Below are 25,457 nucleotides of genomic sequence, written 5' to 3'. Positions count from 1 at the left end.
GTTTAGAACCTTGCTTTAATGTTGAAGGTAAATGTGCGCACAGTGGGATAAGCGCCACCCTGGTAACCAAGGTAGTTGCCCGCACTGATGATCTCTTCCGGATCGGCATAAGGCAAATTCTTATGTATGATCCAAAGGTTTCTACCCACAACGGAAAGATCAATTCCTTTAATAAACTTACCATCGTTAAGCCATGCACTTGGAAGGGAATAAGAAATAGCTGCCTCCCTTAACTTAACGAAACTGGCATCATAAACAAAAGTCTTTGCCGGGTTTCTTGCATAACCAAATGTGCCGTAGTTAGAAGCAGAAACCCTTGTCGTATTCTCTTTCCCGTCCGCCGTAACGCCTGGTAAAATCAAACCACCGCCATCGCTTAAAAGATTTCTAACCGGGTTGCCAAGATCGTTCATACCGGCTGTTTCAGGATATAAGCCGGTAGCTAAACCATAGTACAGGTCAAGTGAGAAAATGTCACCCCCCTGCTTTGTATCGATCAAAAAGCTGAAAGAAAGGTTCTTGTAACGCAGGCTGCTGGACACTGAACCCATCCAGTCCGGGTTAGGATCACCGATTAAATTATTGGAAGCAGATGTAATTGAATAATAGCCATTGGAACCAACGGTTTTCTGACCGTTTGTATAAATATAATCAGAACCGCGGATAGTGCCATAAGGCTTGCCAAGAGTTGCATTAATAGAAACACCACCCTGGAAAGAAGCCAGTTGCAGGTTATCTGCTGAATCATGCAGTACAAGCACCTTGTTGCGGTTTTGGGTAAAGTTGAAAGTAAGGTCCCAGGTAAGGTCTTTTGTTTTCACCGGGGTTACCATTAATGTAGCTTCAATACCCTTGTTGCGCACAGTGCCTGAATTATAGTACTTGAAAGAATAACCGGTAGCAGTTGAAACGGCTACAGGAACAAGTTGGTCAATTGACTTTGCATAATAGTAGGTCAGGTCTGCAGTAATTCGATTCTTAAGAAATCCCAATTCTATACCTATTTCTTTGCTTTGTATTTTTTCCGGAACCAGGTCTTCATTACTCTTGGTTGAAGGAACTGATGCCAGGGGCTGGCCATTAAATGGCGAACCAAGCACGTATGTATCAAACACATTGTAAGGCCCCATATCATTACCTACAACAGCATAATTTGCCCTTAATTTACCATAGTTGAGCCATGATTTTGCACCCGGCAGCAGGTTGGAGAATATAAACCCTGCTGATACGGATGGATAATAAAAAATATCGTTACCCCTTGGCAAGGTAGAATATTGGTCTCTTCTGAGCGTTCCATCCAACGTAAACACTTCCTTATAGGTAAAAGTTGCCCCGCCAAAATAGGAATCAGTGCCATAGCGAAGATCTGTTTCAGTAGGCGCCAAAGGTGTACTTACGGAGTTACTCAGTGAATATACCCCCGGTACAATCAAACCGCCATTGGTGGAAGAAAAAATGGAATTGCTGTAATCCCTCCTGATATTCATACCCAGTAACCCGTTAAACTTCAGGTCTGTAGTAATGCTTTTGATAAAAGTTGCAAGGATATCATAGTTATATTCACTGTAGTTTTGGAGATACCGGCTATACAGAGAAGGATCTACACTTCCAACAGCTATGCGTTCTTCCTGCTGCTGGTTAAAATGGTCTAATGAAACCCTGCCTAAAATATTTACCCATTCTGCTGGTTTATAATTTAAGGAGGCATACCCGAAATAGCGGGAACGGGAATCATTTTCATAATTCTCATACCTCACCCAGTAAGGATTGTCCCAATAAATGGGGGTTAGATCCGTAGGATCAGCCCAGTTCCAGGTTATATTCTGGCGATTACGGAAATAGGCCTGTTTTAATTCCTGTAAATCATTATTTACCTGGAACCATTGCCTGAAAGTGGTCATCAGGTTTTTTGAGTCATAACCCGTGCCGTACCGGCCCAACCCTTTAACCCTGCTGTAATCTATGTTGGCGCTGGCTGTCAATTTATCTGTAAGCTTCAGATCGCCGCCTAAATTAAGACCATCCTTAGTTACACGGCTGTTTGGCAAAACTCCCTGATCATCATTTTTTGTATAGCCTAATTTAAAAGTGGCTTTATCATCGCCACCGTCTACAAATACACTGGTATTATAGGAAAAAGGTGTTTGGAAAAAAGTTTCAGGACCGTTTTTAGCGGCAACCCATGGTTTTGCTTTTCCGTAAAAAGCTGAGGAAGTATCAAAAGCATCCCATTGGTAAACCATTAAATTCGGGTCAAAAGCTGCACCATAAGAAGCATCTTCGCTGGTTGGATCTACTAAATCCGGTTCACCATCACCGTTAATATCACGGTATAGAAAGTTATAGGCATTGGGGCCGCTGTCTGGCCCTTCATAATAATGTCCGTAGCCGCCACCATAAGACTTCTGGTATTTTGCAAAAGTCGATTTTAAAATACCTCCGGTTGTAACGCCTGCATTAACAGTTACACCTAAACCCTTTCTGCCTTTCTTGGTTGTAATCAGGATAACGCCATTAAAACCCCGGCTACCATATAACGCGCTTGCAGCGGCACCCTTTAACACAGTAATGGAGGCTATGTCGTCAGGATTAATGTCTGCAGCCGCATTTCCGTAATCGTAACCGCCGCGACCTGTAGTTTGGTTCCCTGAGTTGGTGATATTGTTACTTACAGGCACCCCGTCAATAACAAATAATGCCTGATTGCTGCCAGCGAGGGACTTATTACCACGCAATACAGCATTTGTAGAACCACCCAAACTATTTGACTGGTTAATTTGCAAACCTGCCACCTTACCATTAAGGTTATTGATAAAATTACCTGAACGTTGCATGCTCACTTCATCTCCCAAAACCTGCTGTGCGGCATAAGGCAATTCATTCTTGCTTCTCCTGATACCCAGCGCCGTAGTTACAACCACGTCTGTTATAGTACCGGAAGTCCTGTTAACGGTTGCCGTTATTACAGGGTCATTTCCCACTGTAACCTCCAAAGGATCAATCCCAACCGCCGTAATTACCAGCACATCGCCGCTTTTGGCAGGAATGGTAAAATTTGCATTCACATCTGCTGCAACTGTAACTTTTGTGCCTTTTACATTAACTGTTGCAAAGGGAACGGGATCCCCGTTCTGGTCTTTCACCGTACCGCTTATTTTACCCTGCGACCACGCCGCAACGCTCGTAAGCAGCACCATGATAAACATACTTACTGTCTTTCTCATTTTGGACAATTTAATTTATGTATGTGATTATAAGGATTAAGAAAAAGCGTTATTGTAAGTAAAAACTTATTAACCACGAATAATAACTCCCTGCATAAAAAACTGCAACGAAAAAGCATTCGTTGCGTTCCCGGATATTACGATCTCATTTTATACCGTTCTCATTTTGTCTTTTCAGGATATCCTGAAGAAATATAAGCGTATGAACAAATGGTTAAGAAAATTTCAATGTTCCGTTAAATTATAATGCTTTAAAGACAAACCCGAAACCCTAAGCGCTGCATAATCAATACGGAGACATAAGTTATATACGTTTTGATTGTCAAAGCAAAATATATAATTATTGAAAAAATATATAAATTAGATATAAATAATACAAACGCTTGTTAGCCATTGATAAGATATTTACAAGATTGCATTGTAAAAATATCAGAAAATAAACAAACGGTTAAAAAAAATAAAAAGTATTGTTAATTTTTTTAGGACTGTGCCGTGCGCCCCAAATCTGAACATAACTCATAAATTTATCATGGATCAACAATATGCTGATTCATAACATTTTTTATATATACTAAACACATATGTATTTATCCCGGCAAAGCAAACTATCAGCTGTTAGCAAAATGTTAAAGATTTCAAAATAAGGATGAATGGTATTCGCTTTCTCCCATATTGAGGGAAACGGTCTCACTTTAAGCGCAGGGCAAAGAAAATCCAAACGCTGCCCGTGAAGTTTTTTAAAATTTACGATATCCGGCGCACCGGTGCATAAAAGGGCAATAACCTTCGCACTTCCTTGCACCCTCCTCCATATCTCCTTGTACCTTCCTCCATACCTGAAGCATGGTTCGCGCTTCCTGCCGGAAGAAAGAACCGGGTTTATGCAGTTTTCCGGGAAAGAAATGGGATCAGTACCCTTAAATTCTGGCATCAATACCCATAATTGCAGGCTTCCATACACCTACCTTACACGCATTTTATAAAACTGCATGAAAGCAAAACGGGTGCATCATATAGCCATTCAGGTCATCAGTGGCATGCTCATGCTGTTATTTGGCTATACGGCTATAAGCAAACTGGCAGAACATGCTGTTTTTTATGCGCAGTTGCGGCAGTTTCCGTGGCTGGCGCCGGCAGCGGTATTCATATCATGGGCAGTGCCGCTTGCTGAAATCACCGTGGTGACATTACTGTTCTTTCCTGCCTCAGCCCGGCATGGCTTATATGCAGCGGCTGCGTTGCTGGCTGTGTTTACACTCTACCTGCTGGCGATGGTACTATTAAAAACCAGCCTGCCCTGCAGCTGCGGGGGCCTGATTGCAAAAATGGGATGGAAGCAACATATTCTCTTCAACATAGGTTTCATCGCTCTGGATATAGCGGCCCTTCGGCTAAGCAGGCAAAGCCGCCGGTATAAAAAAGTATGAATAAAAACATTATCGCGATAAGCAGGTTGGAAGCCGAAAATCCTGTAAAAAAAGAAGTAGGCGCTCATTTCTTAACACAATTGTTATATCATGAAAAAAATGCTTACAGGCATGGTTGCCATCGTTCTTGCGGTATCTGCATTTGCATTCCCGGCTTTAAACAAGGCCCAGGAATATCATTGGTACACGAGAAATGCCAATGGTACATATAGTGAAGATGTAGTGGGTGAGAACCCGTCGTCAGGATGTTTAAACGGTCAGGATATCTGTGCAAAAGGGTTTCTTTCCGCCCGCACCCCATCAACTATAAGTGATGCCACACCCGCAGATACGCCGGACAGAAAATTCCATTAACAAAACGGGAGGTACACCCTCCCGTTTTTACCTTTTATTTTGTTCTATTACCGGGTTTAAGCTGATAACCGGTGATGGAACCGGGTAAACATACCGGCTGTCATTTGGAGGCAGCGTATACAATGCATTACCCACACGCCGGTACAGAACGATATGCCCGTCTTTCAGGTTAAGCCTTCTTAAATCAGTCCAGCGTAATCCGCGGAAGCAGAGTTCTTTTCTTCTTTCATCCAGCACCAACTGCAAAACATCGGGTGTATTGGCAATTGTATAGGGTACAAAATTTCCGGCTATATACCGTTTTTCCAATAAAGTATTTATATCCTCCAGTGCTTGTTTTTGCCTGCCCGTTCTCGCGTAGCATTCAGCACGCATGAGATAAATTTCATCTGTTGCAATACCGGAAAACATACCATAATAGCCGGAATAACTGCCTTTAAAATAATGATATCCGCTTTTTGGATTGAAGAAAACAACTTTCCTGAGGTCATTGGATTGATACATATCAAACAAAGCAGTATCCACGTAACAATAGTTGGCATTTACCGGCACCACATCAGTCCCTCTTATCATCTCACACTGGAAAATCACCTCACTGTTAAGAATAGTAAACGGGTAATTGCCTGTTGTATCAAGATCATTATAATCCATCAGGTCATGCTGCAGTTGCAGGCACGAATCCGCATAGGCCAGGGCCTGGGTATAGTCCTGCATGCTTAAATACAACCTGGCCAGTAAACCATAGCCGGCCGCCTTACCCGGCTGTGTTGCATATACAGGCCGTGCAGGCATAAGCCCTATTGCTGTTTTTGTATCTGTTATTATTTGTTGATAAGTTGCTTCAAGCGAACTCCGCTTGAGATTTTCTGTTAGGGAACTTGTAAGCCGTAAAGGCAACCCCGGGTCATTGGCTGCCGTGGCTTTATCATACGGTTTGGCAAATACCTGTGAAAGCTGGTAAAAAGCATGTGCTCTGAAAAAAAGTGCGCAGCCAATGGTTTCATTATATCTTATGGTTTCATCTGCATCCGGATGTAATTCCTGCAAACCATCCAAAACAACGTTGGCTATATAAATACTCTGGTAAGGAAGGTTCCAGTCACTAACCTGTTCATCCTGGAAAACATCTTTTTCCCATGTATAGGACTTACGGTAAAGAGGCTTTAAAACTGCACTATAAACATCATCCGGAAGGAAATAATTGTCTGCACCCGTTTCTCCGAGCACAGGAACAATGCCGTATGTTTCGCCGTTCATGGTGGCGTCATTGTTCAATAATGCCTCGTAATCTGAAAGGGTGGATGGCACAACAACCGAAGGATTGGGCTTCGCATCAAGAAAATCATTTTTCCGGCAACCCATCATGAAAAGAAGCATTATGGCGGTATAGTAATATTTCATAATAGTATTTTTTATTTAAAAACTGATAGTAATACCGGTAGAAAAGCTGCGGCCTTCACGGGCGATATTGTTGTAATATGGGTCTACATTAAACCGGTTTGCTTTCCAGAGTATTCCAACGTTCGATACATAAATAAATAACCGCAGGCTTTGTATCGCGGACTTGTTATTTGTTTTTCGGGGAAACATGTAACTCAGGTTTATATCTTCAAGCCTCACATTACCGGCATTGGCTACAAGCGCCGCCGAATATTGGTAAAAAAAATCCCTGTAATAGTTGGCAGGATAAGACATAGAGGGTACATGCGTGATTTTTTCATCACCCGGTTTTTGCCATCGTTTTGCAAAATCACCATTGCCATTCCAGGCTGCATAAAGACTGCCGTAGTTCACCGATGCCGTCCTGAAATAATAATCCAGCTTATAACTGATATTAAAAGACAGGCTGAATCCTTTATAACCGATATCATTTCTCAATGCACCATAAAAAACCGGTTGCGCCGGGCCGTTATAAACCATACTGTCAACCGGCGTACCGCTATAAATGCTGCTGTAATCTTCGTTGATCTTACCGTTCAGATAACCCTGGGGATTTCCGTTGGATGCATCCAGCCCGCCCCAGGCATAGCTGTACAGGCTAAACAGCGGCCTGTTCAATACAGGGTTAATGGAGTTGGCATATACATAGTTGGCACCGGTGTTACTTTCCGGAACATAATAGTGCGTAACTTTTGTTGCCGCCCAGCTAAAAATAAAGCCGGTACGCCAGGTAAGCCCGTGATCAATATTTACAGTATTTAATTGTATATCTGCCCCTTTACCTTTCATGGCAGCAACATTTCCATAATAAGAAGGGTCAATAAATGATCCGATGCCTGATGTTGGATCTAAGGGTGCGGAACCCAGCAAACCCGATGAATTTTTCGAGTAAAATTCTATGCTGCCGCTAAACCGGTCATTCCTTGTGGCGAAGTCTGTCCCGGCATTGAAAGTGCTTGTCCTTTCCCAATGAAGTGCGGGATTAGCCGGGTTGGTAATAATGGCAACAGGTGTATTCGTTACTACAGCAGTATTGTATAAAATGGTGGCATAGGCCGAAGCTACCCTTGATATGTTACCGTTGCAGCCGTACGTTACCCGCAGTTTCAGGTAGGGTAACCAGTGATTATGATAAAATGGTTCATTGCTTAACTTCCAGGCAGCACCTGCACTCCACAAAGGTGTCCCTTTTTGGTTGGCCTCTGCACCAAACAGGTTGGCTTCGTCAATGCGGATACTGCCGGTCAGGTCGTACAATTGCCGGAAACTGTATCCGGCATTGGCGTAATAGGAAATAAAATGGTCCGTTGCGCCATCAAGATAACTATTGTTCGGTATTCTTCGTGAACCCGGGTTCGAATACTGGGGATAGTAATTTTTATAATCGATGGAGCCGTTTATCGTATTATGTTCTTTATCATAACCGTATATGCGGTTGGCACTGCCCTCACTCACAGTGCTTTTGATCTCAAACCCTGCAATGGCATTAAGCTGATGCCTGCCTGCAGCCCGGCCCTTGCTGAAGTTTAGCTGGGCCCTTCCCTGGTGCGAGGCTAAAGAACCGGTGTAGGCATCCTGCACTGCGCCTTTCGGAATAACGTAGTTTGTGGCATTTGTCGTAAAATTCAGCTGGGTGAAATTATTAATGAGGTTCCTGGAATAGAAAGCATCTGGCCCGTAATAGGTTTTATTCGTCGTTTGCTGGTATTCAAACTGGTATTTTATATCAATTTGCAGGTGTTGGGTGATTGCATAACTAAGCCGGGAGAATACCGTATAGTCTGCAATTTTTACAGTATTTACCTGCGCATCAATATCATCAAGCGGCCGGGTGGTCCAGTCAGGCAACCTGCCGCCCCCCGCCGTATCTGTAAACGTTTTACTGTAATCTATATATACCGGCAGGGCATTACCCTTGTCATCTGCAAGTTTTGCATAAGGATAATAAAACCTGCCCTGCAGGGGGCTCGAATAATCATAGCCGTCATTTTTACACAGGCGGTTTGCCGAGAGCGTTATATTGACGCCTTCTTCCAGTTCAAGCCCTTTAAAGGGTTTGAAGCTATTCATGCTGCGCAGGCTTACCCGCTCTGAACCTTTGCCTTTTAAGGCAGCCATTGCCTTATCATATCCTGCAGAAAAATAATAGCTTGTTTTTTCGGTTTTACCGCTCACATTCAGCGCATATTGCTGGTTCAGGCTGTTCCTGTAAAAATATTTTTTAAGGTCGTTCCGCACATCATGCTGTTGCATAGCGGCAATGGCGGCTTCCGCTTCTTCGCCGGTTATCTCGCCGGATGCTGCAGCATGCAGCAACGTAGCTGCCGGTGGTGCTGCCGTATGATAACTGTCTGTAAACATCCAGTTGTAGTAGCCATTGTCAAAAAGAAACTTCTCAATTAAAACATAATCGCTGCCACTAACCTGGCTGATATTAAAAAGGTCCGGCCTGCCGGCAATGGTTGTATTGGCGCTGAATTCAACAACAGGTTTGGCCGTTTTCCCTTTTTTAGTGGTGATTACAATAACGCCGTTACCTGCCCTTGCACCCCAGATAGACGCCGCCGCAGCATCCTTTAACAGGGTTATACTCTCTACATCATTCGGGTTAATGTTATTGATATCGCCGTCATAAGGAAAATTATCCAGCACAATCAGCGGGCTGGCATTGGCATAAATAGTGCTCCGCCCCCTTATGGTAAACGCATCGCCCTTTGCTGCATCCCCGTGATTGAAAAGCAAACCCGGTGTAAGGTTTTCGATTCTTGTAAGTATGCCCGGCGAAACGCTCCTGCTGATAAGCTGCTTATCAATATAGTTATAGGAGCCTGTTCCCCTTTCCCGGGAAATGTGCTGATACCCGGTATTTACCACCACTGTTTGCAGGTTGCCCGGGCTCATCGTAAGGAAAATTGTAAGCGGATTATCGTTGCGGCCCACCTGCTGCATCAGCTTTTTATACCCTGTGCAGGCAAAAGATAATACACCCGTTTCCCTGGTTAAGGGCAGGCTGAAACTTCCGTCATCTTTACTGAGGGTTTTTATATCGGATTGCAGCAGGCCTACCGTTACGCCTGCAAGCGGCTGCATGCTCAGCGAATCGTATACATAACCGAAAACCATAAAATTCCCCGTTTCCTGTGCAGCAAGTTGCGTCGCATACAAAACACAGCAACAAAAAAGAAAAAGTATATTTCTCATAATGAATGAAGTTTAAATGTGAATTGAATTGATTATAAACTGCGGCATCATACAGCCGCTACTTTGTGCAGCCGGTGGCAGCGCTTAACACAAACATTTCTACCGGCCGCGGAGCCTTCGTTAATAACAACCCCTGCTTGCTGAGCATGGCATTGACAGCGGCAACATCCAGGAGATCATTGGGCAGCCGGAGGTCAATATTGGCAGCCAGGTGTGTTTCATCCAGTACAGGTAGCTTATATAAGCGGTTCAGCCTTTGCACAAGCACAGAAACAGGCTGGTTATACATTACCCTGTCGCCGGTGATAGGTTCATACAAGCTGTTGCCTTCTATGTTTCCCGAAGTTTTCAGCAGGCTGGTATCGGTAACGGTTAATACATAACTGTTCACCACCTGCTTTTCAACAGAGGCCCTTATTTTAAAATAATGACACAGGTCGTATTGCATCTGCTTCCTTAAAGCAGCAAAACCTGCGTTTCCGGTAAATTCATAGTTATAGAAAGGGCCGTTAAATGTGCTGTCTGAAAAAACCAGGTCATCAAATAAACGCGCTTCTCCTGTTTGGTTAATAATCCGGTTACTGTACAATGGCACAGGAGCATCGAATGCCAGGGCAAAGAGCCCACCGGCACTACTGTTAACAGCAACAATCCGGTTGCCGTTTATAGTATCTTTCACAAAGCCTGTTGCCGGGTACAACTCCCTGATCTCACCTTTAAACAAATGGTACGCCGTTGCAGCGTTCATCGCACCGGCAGTAAAATCCTCAAGGCGGGTGTCGATGTTATAATACGTTCTTGTAGGTGCCGTCTTAATGTCACTGGTTTTATCATGGAGTACATCCTGTATATACTGTGTCGTTACATCATCGGTGCGCAGTTTAAATATCCCGTTCCGGATCCAGATAAACTGGGGTACTCCGGCAAAAGGAAAAAGCTTTGACAAAATGCTGTCTTCAACAACCGAAGGAAGGCTAAAACCGCCCGGTATCCGTTGTTTATATCCTTTGATAAACTGTTTTATATCGGAGGCCGATAGTGTTGTCTGTATGGAACTCACCGGTAAAATGCGGATACGCGTATCAAATTGCTGCTGCAGGCTGTCAAGCAAAGCCACCATATGAGCACAGGCCAAACAATGCGGGCTCCAGAACTCCAGTATCACCAGCTCGTCCGTGAAATAAGAAAGTCTTTCCTGCTGCTGCGGGAAGTTTACCAGTTGCAATGGCACATCCGGCACTATATCACCGGGATTCAAAGGCTGGGTGTCGGTTTGCCCCTGCAGCCTGCCGCATGCGCATAGCATTAGCAGCACCGCAACGGTTGTAATTTTTTTCATTGCAGTTTAAAATTTTAAAATGAGATAATAGGTTTGGTTGCGATGCCATCGCTTATTGCAGGGTAGAATGGTATAGTATACCGCCTGCAACCTTCCGTTAGCCTATTTCAATAGAATGAGGTGTATGGCGTAAGGTATAAGGGGGAAGGCCGGCCACCGTCGACAGTCAACCGTCAACAGTCAACCGTCCACCGTCAACGGCTCCTCACTATGGACTATCATCTATCGATCATGGACTTCCTCCCGGTCAACGGTCAACGGTTAACAAACCATGGACTATCGTCTATCGACTATGGACTTTTCTCTCGGTCGACAGTCAACCGTCAACGGTCCACCGCTCCCTGCTATGGTCTATCATCTATGGACTATGGGCTTCCTCTCGGTCAACGGTCAACAGTTAACGACTCCTCACTATGGACTATCGTCTATCGACCATGGACTTCCTCCCGGTCAACGGTCAACGGTTAACGGTCAACAAACCATCGTCTATGGACTATGGACTTTCCTCCCTCGCCGCTCACAGCTTGTAGCCTTCTTCCTGTCATCTGCCACCTGTCATCATTCAACGCTTCTTCCTTGCAGCTTGAAGCTTGAGGCTTGCAGCTTCTTCCCTACACCTTCCACCCTATCCCTTATACCTTTCTTCATCCTTATAAATCACACCCTGGCTACAAGCTCATATGGGATTCTTCGGTTTCTTGGCCCACTGCGTTTTAAGCAGCATCAGGCCTTTTGCCGTGAGGCGTTTACAAAAGCGGGTTGCCTGCCGCGAATAGTGTTGTATATGGTATTGTATTTTGCCGGCAAGGGATAGTTGCTGGTAAGCTTTTCTACACGCTATCTCGTGCAGGATGCGCTTGTAGATAACGCTGTGTATCTCCTGCTTGGTGAAGCCCGCTGCGAGGAGCTGTTCGTAGAGGTGGGTTTTGGATATACCCATACCACCCCCCGGTGATGCAGCAGGTGGTTGGTGTTTGAATATTACATAGCGGTGCATGGCATGGGGTTTTAAACATGCTGCGATTCTTATTAAAGCACCGTCATTTCGACGGCAGGAGAAATCTCCGTTTTATTCCGCTATAGCCCTATAAGTTGAAGTAAAAAAGCGTGGAACTCAACTTACCGCCTCTGAGGTACTGGTATACCCGTGAACGAATAAGTGAGCCCACGCCCTTAGACGTGAGCTTTCACTTATCATCTCGTTCACTTTGAAAGTTACCAGTTTTCAGAAGCGAGACTCAAAGCGAATGCTTCAATATTTTGAAGTATCGCAAATATTTATCTTAAAATAACATTTTAGATAAAATATTACAAATCGTATGTTTTAAAGTTCAAATTTAGCATTTTTATTTACAAATTGTAATTTTTTATTTACTTATAATAAATTTTTCGAGTAAATTTTAATACCAGTCAACAGCTTTGCCATCGGAATTAAAATACAATGCCAAAGGCTGTAAAAAAAACATATTTATCAATTAAGTCCATGTTTGAAGCTGGCAACGTGCTGCAGATGAAAGACATTGAGGAGTTGTTTCCAACAAGCTTGTCTAAGGATTTAAATATGAATCATGGAAGATACATTGATCGCTTGCACAACCCTGATAAATTTTCTTACAAGCAAATATTTAGACTCTCCGCATTAATTAATGTTGATCCTAAGATAATCTCTGATGTCATAGTTTCTGAATTAAAAAGAAAACTAAAAAGTTGAATTGTAATTAACTAAGCTAAACCATAAATATCTTTAAATCATAACTTATACACAACTAACTATTTCTTCAATTTACCAACTATTCTTTTAACAATAAACCATCACTTACTATCATGCCAGAATTAGCTTTAAAGATATCTTCCGAGAATGATATAGAACCTTTAATTCAGATAGAAAAAAGAATTAAAGAAACATATACTGATGAGTTAATTATCGGATTGTGCGGACCAATAGGAACAGATATCCACTTTGTTGCAGATACAATTAAAAATTGCATTGAAGAAAAGTATAACTATATATGTATAAAAATTACCCTTAGCGATCTTATAAAAAGGCATTCTTCTAGCTTAACACTCAATGGAAATGAAAAAAAATTTAACTATTATGATAAATTAATTGATGCGGGAAACGAATTAAGAAGCACCCATGGGCCAAGCATTTTAGCTGAACTTGTAGTAAATGAAATAGCCGTAAGGCGTGAATTAGAAAGAAAATCTGAAGATGAGGAATTCAAATCACTAAGAATATGCTATATAGTTGATTCGATAAAAAATATTGAAGAGTTACATCTTTTAAAGCTAGTGTATCGTGATATATTTTATTTCATAGGTGTTTTTTCTAATCTCGAAAAACGGATATCATACCTCAACAAGAAATATCAAATGGACGAAAGCGATATTTATAAGCTTATCAATAGAGATTCAGGGGAGGATAAAGATTTTGGTCAAAAGGTTACAAACACTTTTGTAGAAGCAGATTTTTTTTTAAGGGTTGAAGAATCTTCAACCGCTATTTTGGAGCCTAAGATTTACAGATATCTTGGTTTAATATTTGCTTCTGAAGTGATTACTCCGACCTCTAATGAAACGGCTATGTATTTAGCCTCAGCTGCTGCGGGAAATTCTGCATGTTTAAGTAGACAAGTTGGGGCTTCTATAACAAATTCAAACGGGGATTTACTTTCTGTTGGATGGAACGATGTTCCAAAAGCAGGAGGTAGTGTGTATCAAATTTTACAAGACGAAACTTTAGCTATAAAAGATTATCGATGCTATAATCTGGATGGTGGGATTTGTTTCAATGATCAAGAGAAGAATTTAATATCTGAACTATTAGTACAAACATTATTAAAAGAAAAAATAATTGAAAGTTCGAAAAAAGATAAGGTAATTGAAATAATAAAAAAATCAAGAATAAAAGAGTTAATTGAATTTTCTAGAGCCGTTCATGCTGAAATGCTAGCAATTATTTTGGCTGGTCAAAAAGCAGGTTCACAGATAGTCAATGGAAAATTATTTTGTACAACATATCCATGTCATAATTGTGCAAGACATATTGTAGCCGCAGGGATTAAAGAGGTTTACTATATTGAGCCATATAGAAAAAGTTTAGCAATTAAGTTACATTATGATGCTATTACCGAAGATGAGTCAAAGCAAAAGTTAGTTAGAATTTTAATGTATGATGGAGTTTCACCTAATAGATATTTAGAATTTTTTAAAATGAATCCTAATTCAAGAAAGATAAATGGGAAAAAAATTAATATTAGGAAGAAAGAGGTTCCTCCAAAAATCACTATATCTTTACAGGCGATTCCCATTTTAGAAAAACAGATAACTCAAGATTTAGAGGCTAAAAAATTAATTAATACATAGTATGAAATCTAGCATTAAAAAAGATTCTACTCAACTACAAATTAATTTTTCGCAAAAGGAAAATATAAACACTCCCATAAATCTTTTTCCCAAATCTAGTGGGAAAGTTATTCATTTAGATAATCGTGCTTCTATTTATCAACGAATCTTAAATAGAAAAATGAAATAGTCTTTTCTTATGCCCAAATTACTTTTCCTTTCCTAATAAAGAAATGACTTTTGCATCCAACAGTTCTGCTTATTGAAGGATGTAATGTGACTATTTTGTTTTTGTAAACCTCCAATTTCCACGATGGCTTATATTCCTTTATTAAATTCATGTGCAAAATATTTTTACAACCGCAAGGGCAAACCATTACAGCCTGCCATGAATAGCCTTCGTTTTGAATTATGTAAACTCTATTTTCAGCAAAGGTGTCCGGCATATCATCAGTAGTTTTTGCTTTATAAACTTTTTGTTGGCAGAATATTTGGCTCAGCCAGCTAAATAATTTTTTAATCATTTTTAATTTCTGACAGGTTAAGCAATGGTTCTATATCTCCTTTGCCAGTGTACTTGTTGAAAAAGGAACAAGGAGTTTCATCGTATTCCCTGAATATTGATAACTCATTGAACAATATTCTTATTAAAGAAACTTCTTCATTAGTTATATTCCTAAATGGATGTATGCGGTTAAGAAAATCATTAACGGCAGTTGCTGCAACCTGCATGTTTATGCTGATAACTGCGGGACTGGATTCATTTACCTCTTTAAGATAACCATTTCTGCACCGTTCTTCATATTCTTTAGGATTAGTTCTTTTAATGCCTTCCGTTTCCAGCGCCTGAAGGCTGTATTGCTTTCTGCTTAAAAGACTTGAACCACCCGGCTGAATATAGTGTACACTTCCGAAAATGTTTTCAATGCCACCTTTGCCATCAGCATCAAGCTTAACGCCTAAGTCAAAAAGCGGTAATAAATAGAAGGAAGAAATGAGGTTTGAAACATGGCGGGCTTCTGCACTATCGGGACAGCAAAATAAAACATCGCATTCAGCAAGTTGCTTTATTACTTCAAAGCTTGTGACGTATTTGTCGAATACAATTGTTTCAGTGCAGAAACCTGCTTCCTTAATTGACCGCTGCATAACATTTACTTTGGCAACCTTATTTTCTGCATCGAGAAGGGTAGAGTTGATAATTCGATTGAGATTTAATTTATCTACATAATCTGGATCAACCAAAACCAGTGAACCAACGCCCAGGCGTTTTAATTGTTCAATTAAAGGGCTTCCCGTTCCTGAGCATCCAATAACACCAGCTTTCATATTGCTTAACATTGATATAGTTTTCCTGCCAAATGTTTGCAGGTTCCTTAATTGAATACTTTCATCAATAAAATCTTTGTTATTGTATTGCCAGTTATAAATTGTGCTGCCTGATATTAATATTTGATCTACCTCTTCAAATTCAATTTGCTCATTAATAAAGCGGCCAAAAATTCTTCCATCCGGCAACATAATACAACTTGCATGAGGCAGCCCATCATCTAACCACGAATGAATGCCGGTGAAAAGATTAATGTCTGACTCGGTATCGATGGCTGAAAAGAATTCACCTCCTCTCGGGTGGCAATGGATTTTTAAAATTGCAAGCCCTTTCTTTTTTGCCTTTTCAATCAGGTGTATGATAATATCTGTAGGCCAGTGAACATAATCTCCCCTGCGTTCATAACATTTATCATAATGAATCAAAAAAACTTCCTGCACCAATAGGGTAGTATTCTCTTTCCAGCTACTGCGGCCACATAATGCAACTGCAACCGCTTCTTTAAAATCACCGGGAAATAAGTGCTCCCGTAGTTGTTTATAATGATCACCTGATATTCTTATTCTGTTCATTGTTTATCTTTTTAAATCTTTTTCAAGCCAATTATTTACCAGTAAAAGATGAGTCATAACATTGTCTTCCCCGGGCCTCCATTCATTAGGCTGCCTGTGCCTTGACCATCGCTGAAAGTTCCTGTTGTCAATTACCTGTGGTGAAGTAGCGGAAATTCCTTTACCATTCAATTTCTGTAAATGGGGATGGAAATAAGCCATATCAATCTGCGCCGCCGGGTAATTGGGTGGTATCATCAGCGCAACCTGCACCGATGATACATTGTACCCCGCTGGAATTGGATAATTATGTATAACCAGCCAATTGCCTCCGTGAATAATTGCTTCCCATTGAAATTTATTGTTGTCAAGGAATTCAGAATCTTCTTCAGGCAGCTTAAATTGTTTTCTATAATTATTCTCCATCCTGCTGTTCTTTTGGAAGTGTAACAAATCGAACCAGACATTTTTCCCTTAGATTTATCGGTGCATGCAGGTCAGGAATTTTTTGCGGCTGCGGGTTACTGCTTGTTATTTTAAACAGATCATATTTTTCTACCGGCAGCTTATTGGCTTTAGTGAGTAGTTGCACGCCGGTCTTTACCGGTAAACGAAAATTGATGTATGATTTATCAACCCTTACTTTATAAGTCAATGCAGGAGTAACCGGTCTGCATGTTTTACCATACTCTTCAATATTTACTTCATGCAGCCAATGCCTCGTTATGAATTTCAGACCAGTGCAAAGCATTTTTATTTTTTCTTCCGGTTGATATGCCAATTCTGTTTCTGAACCGTCTTCATTTATTTGAATCAGATATGAATGTTCAGAATTAATACCTGCCTGCTTTAAAATTTCAAGCGGTGTAAGATGTTTTCTGTCGGTGGTTTCCGGCTCCTTATTTATCTGATAATTGAATACTTCCGGCTCTTTGGTAACAAAATGTTCAATGCCGGGATTCGAGAGATCTACCTCTTCGTCAAGGCCGATTTTAGTAAAATCGCAGCCTTTGAGTTTTTGATAAAGTGTGTAGCACTGAACTGGTGTAAGTCCGGATTTTTCGAGAATTTGTTTTCCGGTAACATTAGGTTTAGGAAAATCAACTTCTTTTCCATTCAATGTAATTGGAAAACTAACACGTTTTTCATTTGATGTATTTGTCATAAAATTCATTTGATTAAACAACTTGCAACCGTTACAACCAAATTTGTAACGCTTAGGGGTTGTATATTTACAAATACTTCTGCCGCATGGAACTTGAGGCTACAAAATCCAAAAGACGTCTACATAAGCTTAAGAATTCAGAATTGATTTCTAAGCTTAACGTCTGTACCAATGAACTTGAAACAAATGAATTAAAAACGGAATTCTATTATCGCTTTGCCAAATACGTATATAAGGTTTGTGTTATTCTTGTAAATAATCGTGGATGGAAACAAGATATTGCTGAAGATATTTTTCAAGAGACTATTAAAAAGATTCTTTGTAATGTTCAAAAGAAATTTCATATTCAAAAGGAATGGAATGAAGAAGTTATCAATAAAAAGATTTTGGGCTGGTTAGGTAGGATAGCGAACAACGAGCTAAGTAATTTTTTTAAAAAGCATCATGTATTAGATGAATGGGATGAAGATATTAACAATATTGAAGATGAAATAGATGATGAGCCTGCTCAAATACCAATAAGTTTGGAAAGGGCAAAACTTCAAGAGGCTTATTCAGCACTCAAGCCAAGGGAACAATATTTAATTGATATGTGCGCTATTCATAATTGTTTAAATTTTAATAAAGATGAACCTGAAAAGCATTTTCTTGAAGAAACCATAATAGAAATATGTGACAAACTAAACATTAGCCGCAATAATTTAAGAGCAATAAAAAAACGAACAATAGAAAAACTTCTTAAACACCTCAATCAAATCGAATAATTACTTGTACTGTAAAAAATCGTTTATGGAAAAAAACAGCAACAAAAAAAACTTAGGTTTATATGATGCTGAAATTTTAAATGCTGCTTTAAAAAAATATGGTTTTTTATTTCCTGAAACTGAAAAAGAAATAGAGCAATTTGAAAATTGTTTTGGCAAAACAGACATTGAACTTCCAGAGCATTTAAAGGAGCCTGATTTCATGTTTTCTTCTAATGAAAACCATAATCAAGTTAAGGTGATAAACATGCCAAAAGAAATTTCGCATGTGGATTATTATCGTAGAACCGTTTTGGCTGCAGAAATAGTATATGAATTGCATAATGAAATGACTCTCGGGCATTTGAAATTACAGAAGCTTATTTATCTAACTCAACGGACTGAAAAGATTGACTTACCCGTAAACTTTCTAAAACAAGCAATGGGTCCGTATGACCCTAAATTAATGCGATCAATTGATAAGCAACTTTCGATTAAAAAATGGTTTGTATTTCAAATTTCTGAAAAATTAAAATATAAGCCATTAGAAAAAGCCGGTTCGCATAAAGATGATTTCAATAAATATTATAAGCAAGAAAAAGAAAAAATACACTGGCTTATAGATACTTTTCGAAAGGTAAAATCTCCAAGAGTTGAAATTATTGCAACGCTTTTTGCATGCTGGGAAGAATTATTAAAGAGGCAGTTAGAAGTTAATGATAGAAACCTATTAACTTATTTTTTTAATTGGTCTGAAGCAAAGCAGAAATTTACAGAAGGTGAAGTACTGAAAGAAATTCCGTGGATGAGAGAAAACAATTTATTTCCAAAAGAAATTGTTCTTAATAAATAGATAAACTGAATAATTTATGGATAGTAATTATAGAAATATGATTATCTATGTAGGCTGTTTATAATTATGGATAAAGATTTTATAAAGGTTATTAAAGACCCCACTGATAATATTTTCATCATTGAAATCTATTTTTCGGTTATCAATTCAACTATAAGGGTTGACTTAAAAGAAAGTGAGTTTTTAAATTTTATTCTTCAATCTTCTAAGCTATATAACAGAGAGACGTCTACTATTAAACTTAATTTTTCTGAAGATGCAATGAATAATTTGATTGCAAAAAAAAGAGAAGAGGAACTTAGGGATGTATCACAAAAATTTAAGGCAATCCAGACTAAACTAAAGGCCGAAACCGTCATTTTTGTTCCTGACACATATGTCTCTTTACAAAGTTCAGAAGCTATAACTAATGCATGCGGTGACTTCATGGAAGCATTAGGTTTTGAACTAGAGACGGAAGACGAACCTGTTTTTGGGTCGTTTTTCAAAAAACTTAAATATATTTTTTCGTCAACGATTGGCGAAGAAGATTTAACGAAGTTATACGAAAAAGGCAAAAAAGCACTTGAACTAAAACACATTGATCTTCCTACAGCAGAGCAAACAGAAAAACTTGCAAATGCAGCTGACAAGTTAGTATCCTCTTTGAATGGCATTGACGAAGGGGTAATACGATGCGGAGCATTAATTGTGCTTAAAAAGATCATAAATGGAAAACCCAGATTGATTATTCAACAATTGTCTTCAGAAATGATTGTCCTTTTAGATAAATATCCCAAGTTAATATTTAATGTAAATACCATTTACGAACTACTTACTGGAGATGTGAAAAATGATATTGATGATTCAGATTCCGAGGTCATAAAAATTGCATAACAAAATGTTCCCCCTCAAGACGCTCATTCGGACCTAATGGTGTAGGGCTTAAGTTATCTAATTTCCTAGCGCTTGATCCGTCCTATAAAGGAAAGGGTATGCAAGCTTATTCAAATTTGGATGCAGCCTCATTTGACAAATATTCTAATAATATTCCTCTATTGAAAGAGGATGCGCTTAAGATAAAAAGAGCGTTGAAAGCAAAATAAGATCAAGATTTATTTTGCTGTTAGATCAATTAAAATACCGCACCACCACTTCACCCACCCATTTGCCCATCTGCACCGGTACGGCATTGCCAATAAGCTTATAAGAAGAACGTTTCTTCTCAAAATAGAAATCATCGGGAAAGCCTTGCAGTCTTGCATATTCGCGGATGGAAAACGGTCTTACACCATATTGCGCCTGTTTATCTTTTACCAATCTTGTACTGAGGTCTTTGGCATAATGTGCTACACAGGTTGGTGCAAAAGCATTAGGATTATCGGCATCTATAATTATTGGCAAATCCCTGTATTTTCCCGTAATCCTTTTTATAACATAAGCAGGCATTTCAACCTGCGGGTTCCTTTCCAAGATATCTTTTATTCTTGGGCGGTTATTGATCGCTTTTGGCTCACTAATATTAAAAGGCTTTCTTGTTCCAATCAGTATTAAACGTTTTCTTCTTTGGGGTAACCAATTCAATGCATCTACCGGGCAAAATACATGCACATAATAATCCGGCAGCTTGGTCATAGCTTCCATTACCACCTTAAACTTCTTCATGCCCGGCACGTTTTCCACTATATACATTTCAGGTTTTTCAATAGCTATATGCCGAAAGAAATGCAGGAACAAATCATCTCCGGTACGGGTACCATGTATATCGGCAATAGGTGAATACTTAGTGCAAGGGTACGTACCGATGATGATATCGGAACGGGGTTGTTCCAATACTGTTTTATCTTTTATATCGGCAGTGAGAATGGTATGGCCGAAATAGTGTTGGTTGGCCTGCATGCACGCGGTAGCTTCCGCATCTAAATCGAGCGATTGTATAATGCTGACGCCGGCTTGCTGCATGCCAAGTTCCATGCCGCCGCAACCGGAAAAATAGCCTTTAGCTGTGGGTTGGTACATGAGTAAGGTTTATTTCATTTTAATTTTAAATAAATTGATATTTAACGTGAGTTCGGGATAAGAATTGAAGATGTTTGCGAATTGAACAGGGACTTGCATCGTCATGTCGAGGTAACGAGACATCTCTTGAAATTCAGGCTGGTTGAATGCTAAGAGATTTCTCCTGTCGTCGAAATGACGTTCGAAGCGTACTATATTTTGCAATCAGTTTTCAATTTCATAACATAACACCTCACATACGCTTATCCCGAACTCATGTTATTTACTTTTTCGCTTGATGAAAAAAGTAACAAAAAGATCAAGCAAGGATGATATTGCGGCAATTATCTCGGGCATATCTTTTTTAATTGCCGCGATGAATGCTTCGCATTTCGTGCACACGCCTTGATATAGCTATAGTTGTAATGCCTTTGCAACAGTTGAGTCTTGATGCTTAAGTCCCGGCTGGTTACTTAAGTCTTTAATCCCTCAACATTTTATTTCTCAAGCATCTTGTCATTCTTTGGCATAAATCCCCGAGGGTTTTAAAAACCCTCGGGGATTTTTAAAACATCATCCTTTAAAAATCTCATCCATGTGGTATTGAAGAAACTTTATACCAGGTTGATATTTTTTAGGCATTACAATTTTTGAACCTTGCAGCGAAGCAAAATGCATTTGATGATAGCCTTCATTTTGTTTCTTCTTTAATTCATTTGATAAAACAATCTCATATTTTTCAGTAATGCCAATATAGCCTTTATCGTAAGCTTTATCGTACAAAGGCGAAAGACAAATCCCATTTTCGGGGTTCAACCTTTCTTTTTCATTTTTTGACCAAGGCAATATATGGCTGGCTAACAAAAGATCGGGGATATCAATACCTGTAATGGCGCAGCGGCCATTATAGTTGGCAAGAACTATCTGCCGGAAAACATTTTGGTTTATCCTTGTTTTAACTTCCCTAAGCTTATATTCACCTTTTAAATGGCTGATATCCTTTAAGTCTGGGGAATATTTATTTTCTATTGATGTATGTTCTTTTTCAGCCAATATCTTTTCGCTTTCAAATAGCAGTTCGTCTTTGTTATCCATGAACTCATTCCAAATTGGTTCCACTTGCTTTATGCCGCCGGTTAAACCAACAATACCGCGTTGCCGGTGATAAGGGTCAACCGCCGCAAAGTTATTTAAGCGCATAGCTACTGCGCTTGCTGTTCTTTCAATAAGATTGGCCAAGTGAATTATTTCCGGCGTTTTGGAATGCAGCTTTCCAAATGGCAGTTTAAGATAAAGATTTAAGGCAAGTACCAGTTCATCCCTTGTCCAAAGTTTTCGTTCAGCCATCTTTAATGGGTTTTAAACAAAGCTAATTTTATGGTTGGATTTTCTTGTGTACTATGAGTCACGTTGCATAAGATGTGGATAGTTGGCAGGTAGCGAATGAGATATAAAAGGTAAACGGCAGGGCATGGATGCTTGCCGATAGCTCACGGCTGATAGCTGACAGCTCATGGTTCTTGAAACCTTATAGGTTTTACCGGTGATAATGCACCAGCATTTCAGGCTTTGTGTTTTTGCGTTGATGACAACCATCCGCCACGGCGGGCAAGTTGTTTTTACCACGTATTACTTTGCTATGCGCACCGGCCATTTTGCGAAGATAACGGTGCGGCTTTAGCTATTAGCTGCAGGCGGGTTTAAGGGATTTTAAATTCACTGGTTATTGGATTAGATTATTTAAGAATGAAACTGTTTATTATAGAAATAATTATATATAAATTGCGGATACCACGCCTTCAGCAATGCTGTAACGTTTGTGCGTAAACTTTATCAAACCTGAATATGTATAGTTCTAAAAGATGCATAGTAGACAATTGGTCGCTGGAACAGGCAGGAAGTCTTTTAAACGGAGACTTTGAACAATACACCTTTACAGATGAACTCTTTATAGAAAGTTTAGGCGGTCTGTCAAATTATATTAATGCCATTCTTTTATATGATGAAGCAAAATTCATAGCCAACGGCCTTCAGACAAATTGGTATAGATTTTCCTGGTTTCTTAAAAATACCCGTCTATACTTTGAACCATTTTTACCTACAGGTAATTTAGTTGACTGGAATAGTCATATTAGTTTACCTGACCTTGGCGCACAAAACTATTTACTTACTTCAAAATATTTAGACGCAGATTTGTTTATTAGCCCGGAAAGGGCAGGAAAAATCATTGAAAAAGGAAGTCCAAAGATGGATGATAATTTCATTGCTACATTAAAGAAAATTGATGAGGAAATAATGTCAGGAAAAGAAAGCTCCTGGTATAACAATGTGAAGATTGGTATTGAGCATAACTTTTCTTTTCCATCGCTTACGCATTATGTTTTAGCGGAAGCTACGAACACAAATGACCTGTTAACCGTTATTATGCAGTTAAAAGCTTCAGGAGAAATTAAAAAAATTAAAGAGGAGATAAATGAATTGACAAAAACAACCAAAGGTGCTTATAAATTGAAAAATCAAACACAAAATATTATAAATAGTTACTTCCACAACAGCAGTTTAGGCGACAATTCCTGGTCTGTAAATCTGAATATTTTATTTCTGACAATAACTAAAACGTTTAGCCTCGGCATTCCAGCTAGAAAAAGCTATTTTACCTTCCTTAAAGATGTTATTGCTTGCAGGGCGGAAGCATTTAGCTTAAAAAACCAGGTTGAAAGAGTTTTTAAAAGAAAGGTTACTTAAGAGAAAAAGCTGCAGGTGCATTTGCAATACCTAAACTTTAAGTTTAAAAGTTACCAAAAATGGCAAATACCATACCTCCAAATTTCCGCATAGAAAATGTAGCTCCTGTTCTGTATGTGAAAGACATGGCTCTTACCTTATCATTTTACGTTGACATCCTGGGCTTTAAAAATGCTGATTGGGGAGATGACAACTTCACAAGTATCAATCGCGACAATACAGGTCTTTATTTATGCAGGGGTGGGCAAGGGCTTCCCGGTACATGGGTCTGGATAGGTTTTGATGGAGACATTTTTTCGTTACACGAAAACCTGAAAGAAAAAGGAGTAATAATTAAGCTGCCGCCAACTAATTTTTCCTGGGCGTATGAAATGCAAATTGAAGACCCAAATGGGCACGTTTTGAGATTTGGAACTGATCCGCGCAACAGTGAAGCTTTTGCTGACAGATAAAATGAATTGGTTACCGGGAACATACCAACAAAGCGTATAGAATGAATATATTCAGTGCGAATGAAGCTGACATCGAAGAACTGACACAAGTAGAGATTGAAAGCAAGCGACAATCTATCCCGGAATGTGTAGAAGACTATGAGATTGATGTTGATTCCAGGCGTCAACGTTGGCAAACATATTTTAAAGGGCAGTCTCCACAAACTTCAAAACCACAAAGGATAGTGCTTAAAGCTGTAACTAATGGAAAAATAGCAGGCTACCTCGCTGGGCATCTTACAACACGCTATAATTTCGGTGCAGAAATTCAGTCGTTTTATATCCTGAAATCAGCTCAAAACAAAAAGATAGGAACAGAACTGTTGATCTCCTTTGTACACTGGTTAACCGGACGGATGCAAAAAGTTTATGTGTTGGTATTAATCCGGAAAATAGATACAAAAGGTTCTATTTAAAATATGGTGGAGAATATTTTAATGCGCATTGGATTTACTGGAATGATCTGACTCGGCTGTTGCAAAGATTAACCCAAGAGAAGACTTAAACAAAAACATGACTGCAGCCAACATGGCATCCTTTATGTCGTGCATCGTCTCGCAGGGCGGACGATGCATTTAATCAGCATTCACCTTCTTATACGCAAGATGTTCCCCGGCGGTTAACTGTAACATAAAATCGGCGGAAACCGCTTAAGATTTCTTTTTACCTGTTCATTTAACCGCTTTGTGAAAACACCATATAAAGCAGCAATACCCTTGTCTCCCACAGTTCATAGCTCAAAGCTCGCCGCTTGAGGCTTGTAGCTTGCCGCTTGCAGCCTTCTTCCACATCCTCGTCAATAGCTGCCCTTGCTCACAGCTCAAAGCTCACAGCCATAGCAGACAGCTCTCCGCTCCCCCCAAAAATGGCATCAATACCATCCACTTCTGGTATCAGTACCATTGCCTGCATAAACAGCCCTGCCTATTTTGCAAATAAAAATTTATGCCCACCACACACGAAATCACACTGCAGCAGGCCGTTGACCTAACCACCCGCTACCGCAACAACAAACCCTCCAATTTACCCCTGAGCGAAACATTTGAAGTGGCAGCCATTACCAGGCTGCTCTCCACAGCAGGCTGCAGCTACCTGCGCATTTATTACGGTATGAAAGAAGATGGGAATACTGTTGCTATATTAGTGGCTGCAAATGAGGAAAATGAGGACATGCTGCCTGCAGGTACTGCCTTAACCGGTGATGCCGTTATTGTGGAAGAAGGTATTATCTGCCCGCCTATATGCCCGCCACCCTCGCCCCTGAATACTTAA

General features: G+C 39.8%; 23 protein-coding genes. 11 read left to right on the top strand and 12 right to left on the bottom strand.

Annotated features, from left to right (window positions below; genetic code table 11):
* Positions 1 to 2 precede the first annotated feature (2 nt).
* Positions 3 to 3,224 carry a SusC/RagA family TonB-linked outer membrane protein gene (locus ACTHN6_RS03350; protein ID WP_440434296.1) on the bottom strand — a complete coding sequence of 1,074 codons (3,222 nt, stop codon included), beginning with the start codon at positions 3,222 to 3,224 and terminating at the stop codon, positions 3 to 5.
* A 989-nt stretch (positions 3,225 to 4,213) separates the two neighbouring features.
* Here ACTHN6_RS03350 and ACTHN6_RS03345 point away from each other — a divergent pair.
* Entirely contained in the window at positions 4,214 to 4,651 is a 438-nt protein-coding gene (locus ACTHN6_RS03345; RefSeq protein WP_440434295.1) for a MauE/DoxX family redox-associated membrane protein, read from the top strand.
* Positions 4,652 to 4,741: 90 nt separating this feature from the next.
* A complete protein-coding gene (locus ACTHN6_RS03340; protein WP_440434294.1) occupies positions 4,742 to 5,005 on the top strand; it encodes a hypothetical protein in 264 nt (87 codons plus the stop codon).
* Positions 5,006 to 5,032: 27 nt separating this feature from the next.
* On the opposite strand, the gene ACTHN6_RS03335 is transcribed toward ACTHN6_RS03340, so the two are convergent.
* The 4 genes from ACTHN6_RS03335 to ACTHN6_RS03320 form a co-directional block, all read right to left on the bottom strand.
* Positions 5,033 to 6,406, bottom strand: a complete 1,374-nt coding sequence (locus ACTHN6_RS03335; protein WP_440434293.1) for a RagB/SusD family nutrient uptake outer membrane protein — start codon at positions 6,404 to 6,406, stop codon at positions 5,033 to 5,035.
* Between the two features lie 15 nt (positions 6,407 to 6,421).
* Complete coding sequence (locus ACTHN6_RS03330) at positions 6,422 to 9,646, bottom strand: SusC/RagA family TonB-linked outer membrane protein (protein WP_440434292.1); 3,225 nt, start codon at positions 9,644 to 9,646, stop codon at positions 6,422 to 6,424.
* A 58-nt stretch (positions 9,647 to 9,704) separates the two neighbouring features.
* Complete coding sequence (locus ACTHN6_RS03325) at positions 9,705 to 10,985, bottom strand: hypothetical protein (protein WP_440434291.1); 1,281 nt, start codon at positions 10,983 to 10,985, stop codon at positions 9,705 to 9,707.
* A 676-nt stretch (positions 10,986 to 11,661) separates the two neighbouring features.
* Complete coding sequence (locus tag ACTHN6_RS03320; RefSeq protein WP_440434290.1) at positions 11,662 to 11,982, bottom strand: hypothetical protein; 321 nt, start codon at positions 11,980 to 11,982, stop codon at positions 11,662 to 11,664.
* Between the two features lie 444 nt (positions 11,983 to 12,426).
* Here ACTHN6_RS03320 and ACTHN6_RS03315 point away from each other — a divergent pair, with 444 nt between their 5' ends.
* Both ACTHN6_RS03315 and ACTHN6_RS03310 read left to right on the top strand, forming a co-directional pair.
* Positions 12,427 to 12,696, top strand: a complete 270-nt coding sequence (locus ACTHN6_RS03315) for a hypothetical protein (protein ID WP_440434289.1) — start codon at positions 12,427 to 12,429, stop codon at positions 12,694 to 12,696.
* Positions 12,697 to 12,809: 113 nt separating this feature from the next.
* Complete coding sequence (locus tag ACTHN6_RS03310) at positions 12,810 to 14,351, top strand: anti-phage dCTP deaminase (RefSeq protein ID WP_440434288.1); 1,542 nt, start codon at positions 12,810 to 12,812, stop codon at positions 14,349 to 14,351.
* Positions 14,352 to 14,527: 176 nt separating this feature from the next.
* Here ACTHN6_RS03310 and ACTHN6_RS03305 read toward each other — a convergent pair whose 3' ends face one another.
* Genes ACTHN6_RS03305 through ACTHN6_RS03290 form a run of 4 tightly spaced genes read right to left on the bottom strand, consistent with a single transcriptional unit; the run spans position 14,528 to position 17,376 of the window.
* Complete coding sequence (locus ACTHN6_RS03305) at positions 14,528 to 14,854, bottom strand: DUF6527 family protein (protein WP_440434287.1); 327 nt, start codon at positions 14,852 to 14,854, stop codon at positions 14,528 to 14,530.
* Positions 14,847 to 16,232: a ThiF family adenylyltransferase gene (locus tag ACTHN6_RS03300; RefSeq protein ID WP_440434286.1), complete on the bottom strand. Its 1,386-nt coding sequence runs from the start codon at positions 16,230 to 16,232 to the stop codon at positions 14,847 to 14,849. Before ACTHN6_RS03300 ends, ACTHN6_RS03305 begins: the two co-directional genes overlap by 8 nt.
* A gap of 3 nt (positions 16,233 to 16,235) precedes the next feature.
* A complete protein-coding gene (locus tag ACTHN6_RS03295; RefSeq protein ID WP_440434285.1) occupies positions 16,236 to 16,637 on the bottom strand; it encodes an E2/UBC family protein in 402 nt (133 codons plus the stop codon).
* Positions 16,627 to 17,376: a multiubiquitin domain-containing protein gene (locus tag ACTHN6_RS03290; RefSeq protein WP_440434284.1), complete on the bottom strand. Its 750-nt coding sequence runs from the start codon at positions 17,374 to 17,376 to the stop codon at positions 16,627 to 16,629. The genes ACTHN6_RS03295 and ACTHN6_RS03290 overlap by 11 nt, the downstream gene beginning before the upstream one ends.
* A gap of 86 nt (positions 17,377 to 17,462) precedes the next feature.
* On the opposite strand from ACTHN6_RS03290, the gene ACTHN6_RS03285 reads away from it, so the two are divergent.
* The 3 genes from ACTHN6_RS03285 (at position 17,463) to ACTHN6_RS03275 (ending at position 19,848) form a co-directional block, all read left to right on the top strand.
* A complete protein-coding gene (locus tag ACTHN6_RS03285) occupies positions 17,463 to 18,140 on the top strand; it encodes an RNA polymerase sigma factor (RefSeq protein WP_440434283.1) in 678 nt (225 codons plus the stop codon).
* Positions 18,141 to 18,165: 25 nt separating this feature from the next.
* Positions 18,166 to 18,972, top strand: coding sequence for a hypothetical protein (locus tag ACTHN6_RS03280; protein WP_440434282.1), 807 nt, complete (start codon positions 18,166 to 18,168; stop codon positions 18,970 to 18,972).
* Between the two features lie 66 nt (positions 18,973 to 19,038).
* Entirely contained in the window at positions 19,039 to 19,848 is an 810-nt protein-coding gene (locus tag ACTHN6_RS03275) for a hypothetical protein (protein ID WP_440434281.1), read from the top strand.
* A 234-nt stretch (positions 19,849 to 20,082) separates the two neighbouring features.
* Here ACTHN6_RS03275 and ACTHN6_RS03270 read toward each other — a convergent pair whose 3' ends face one another.
* Both ACTHN6_RS03270 and ACTHN6_RS03265 read right to left on the bottom strand, forming a co-directional pair.
* Entirely contained in the window at positions 20,083 to 20,970 is an 888-nt protein-coding gene (locus tag ACTHN6_RS03270; RefSeq protein ID WP_440434280.1) for a DNA cytosine methyltransferase, read from the bottom strand.
* Between the two features lie 552 nt (positions 20,971 to 21,522).
* A complete protein-coding gene (locus tag ACTHN6_RS03265) occupies positions 21,523 to 22,296 on the bottom strand; it encodes an HNH endonuclease (protein ID WP_440434279.1) in 774 nt (257 codons plus the stop codon).
* A 498-nt stretch (positions 22,297 to 22,794) separates the two neighbouring features.
* Here ACTHN6_RS03265 and ACTHN6_RS03260 point away from each other — a divergent pair, with 498 nt between their 5' ends.
* From ACTHN6_RS03260 to ACTHN6_RS03250, 3 genes are read left to right on the top strand one after another with little or no spacing between them, the layout of a single operon-like run.
* Positions 22,795 to 23,694 carry a hypothetical protein gene (locus ACTHN6_RS03260; RefSeq protein ID WP_440434278.1) on the top strand — a complete coding sequence of 300 codons (900 nt, stop codon included), beginning with the start codon at positions 22,795 to 22,797 and terminating at the stop codon, positions 23,692 to 23,694.
* Positions 23,695 to 23,753: 59 nt separating this feature from the next.
* Positions 23,754 to 24,146 (top strand): VOC family protein, encoded by a 393-nt coding sequence (locus ACTHN6_RS03255; RefSeq protein ID WP_440434277.1) that lies wholly within the window; start codon positions 23,754 to 23,756, stop codon positions 24,144 to 24,146.
* A gap of 41 nt (positions 24,147 to 24,187) precedes the next feature.
* Positions 24,188 to 24,601, top strand: coding sequence for an N-acetyltransferase family protein (locus tag ACTHN6_RS03250; RefSeq protein ID WP_440434276.1), 414 nt, complete (start codon positions 24,188 to 24,190; stop codon positions 24,599 to 24,601).
* A 203-nt stretch (positions 24,602 to 24,804) separates the two neighbouring features.
* Here the strand turns inward: ACTHN6_RS03250 and ACTHN6_RS03245 are convergent, their stop codons facing one another.
* The gene (locus ACTHN6_RS03245; RefSeq protein WP_440434275.1) at positions 24,805 to 24,912 is read right to left on the bottom strand and encodes an ORF6N domain-containing protein; all 108 of its coding nucleotides are present in this window, start codon (positions 24,910 to 24,912) and stop codon (positions 24,805 to 24,807) included.
* A 218-nt stretch (positions 24,913 to 25,130) separates the two neighbouring features.
* Here ACTHN6_RS03245 and ACTHN6_RS03240 point away from each other — a divergent pair, with 218 nt between their 5' ends.
* On the top strand, positions 25,131 to 25,457 hold the full coding sequence (locus ACTHN6_RS03240; RefSeq protein WP_440434274.1) for a hypothetical protein: 327 nt from the start codon (positions 25,131 to 25,133) through the stop codon (positions 25,455 to 25,457).

Source organism: Parafilimonas sp. (assembly GCF_051953455.1).
Taxonomy (GTDB): Bacteria; Bacteroidota; Bacteroidia; order Chitinophagales; family Chitinophagaceae; genus Parafilimonas.
The sequence above is the reverse complement of the archived record's forward strand: the minus strand, read 5'-3'. Positions and strand labels throughout refer to the sequence as shown.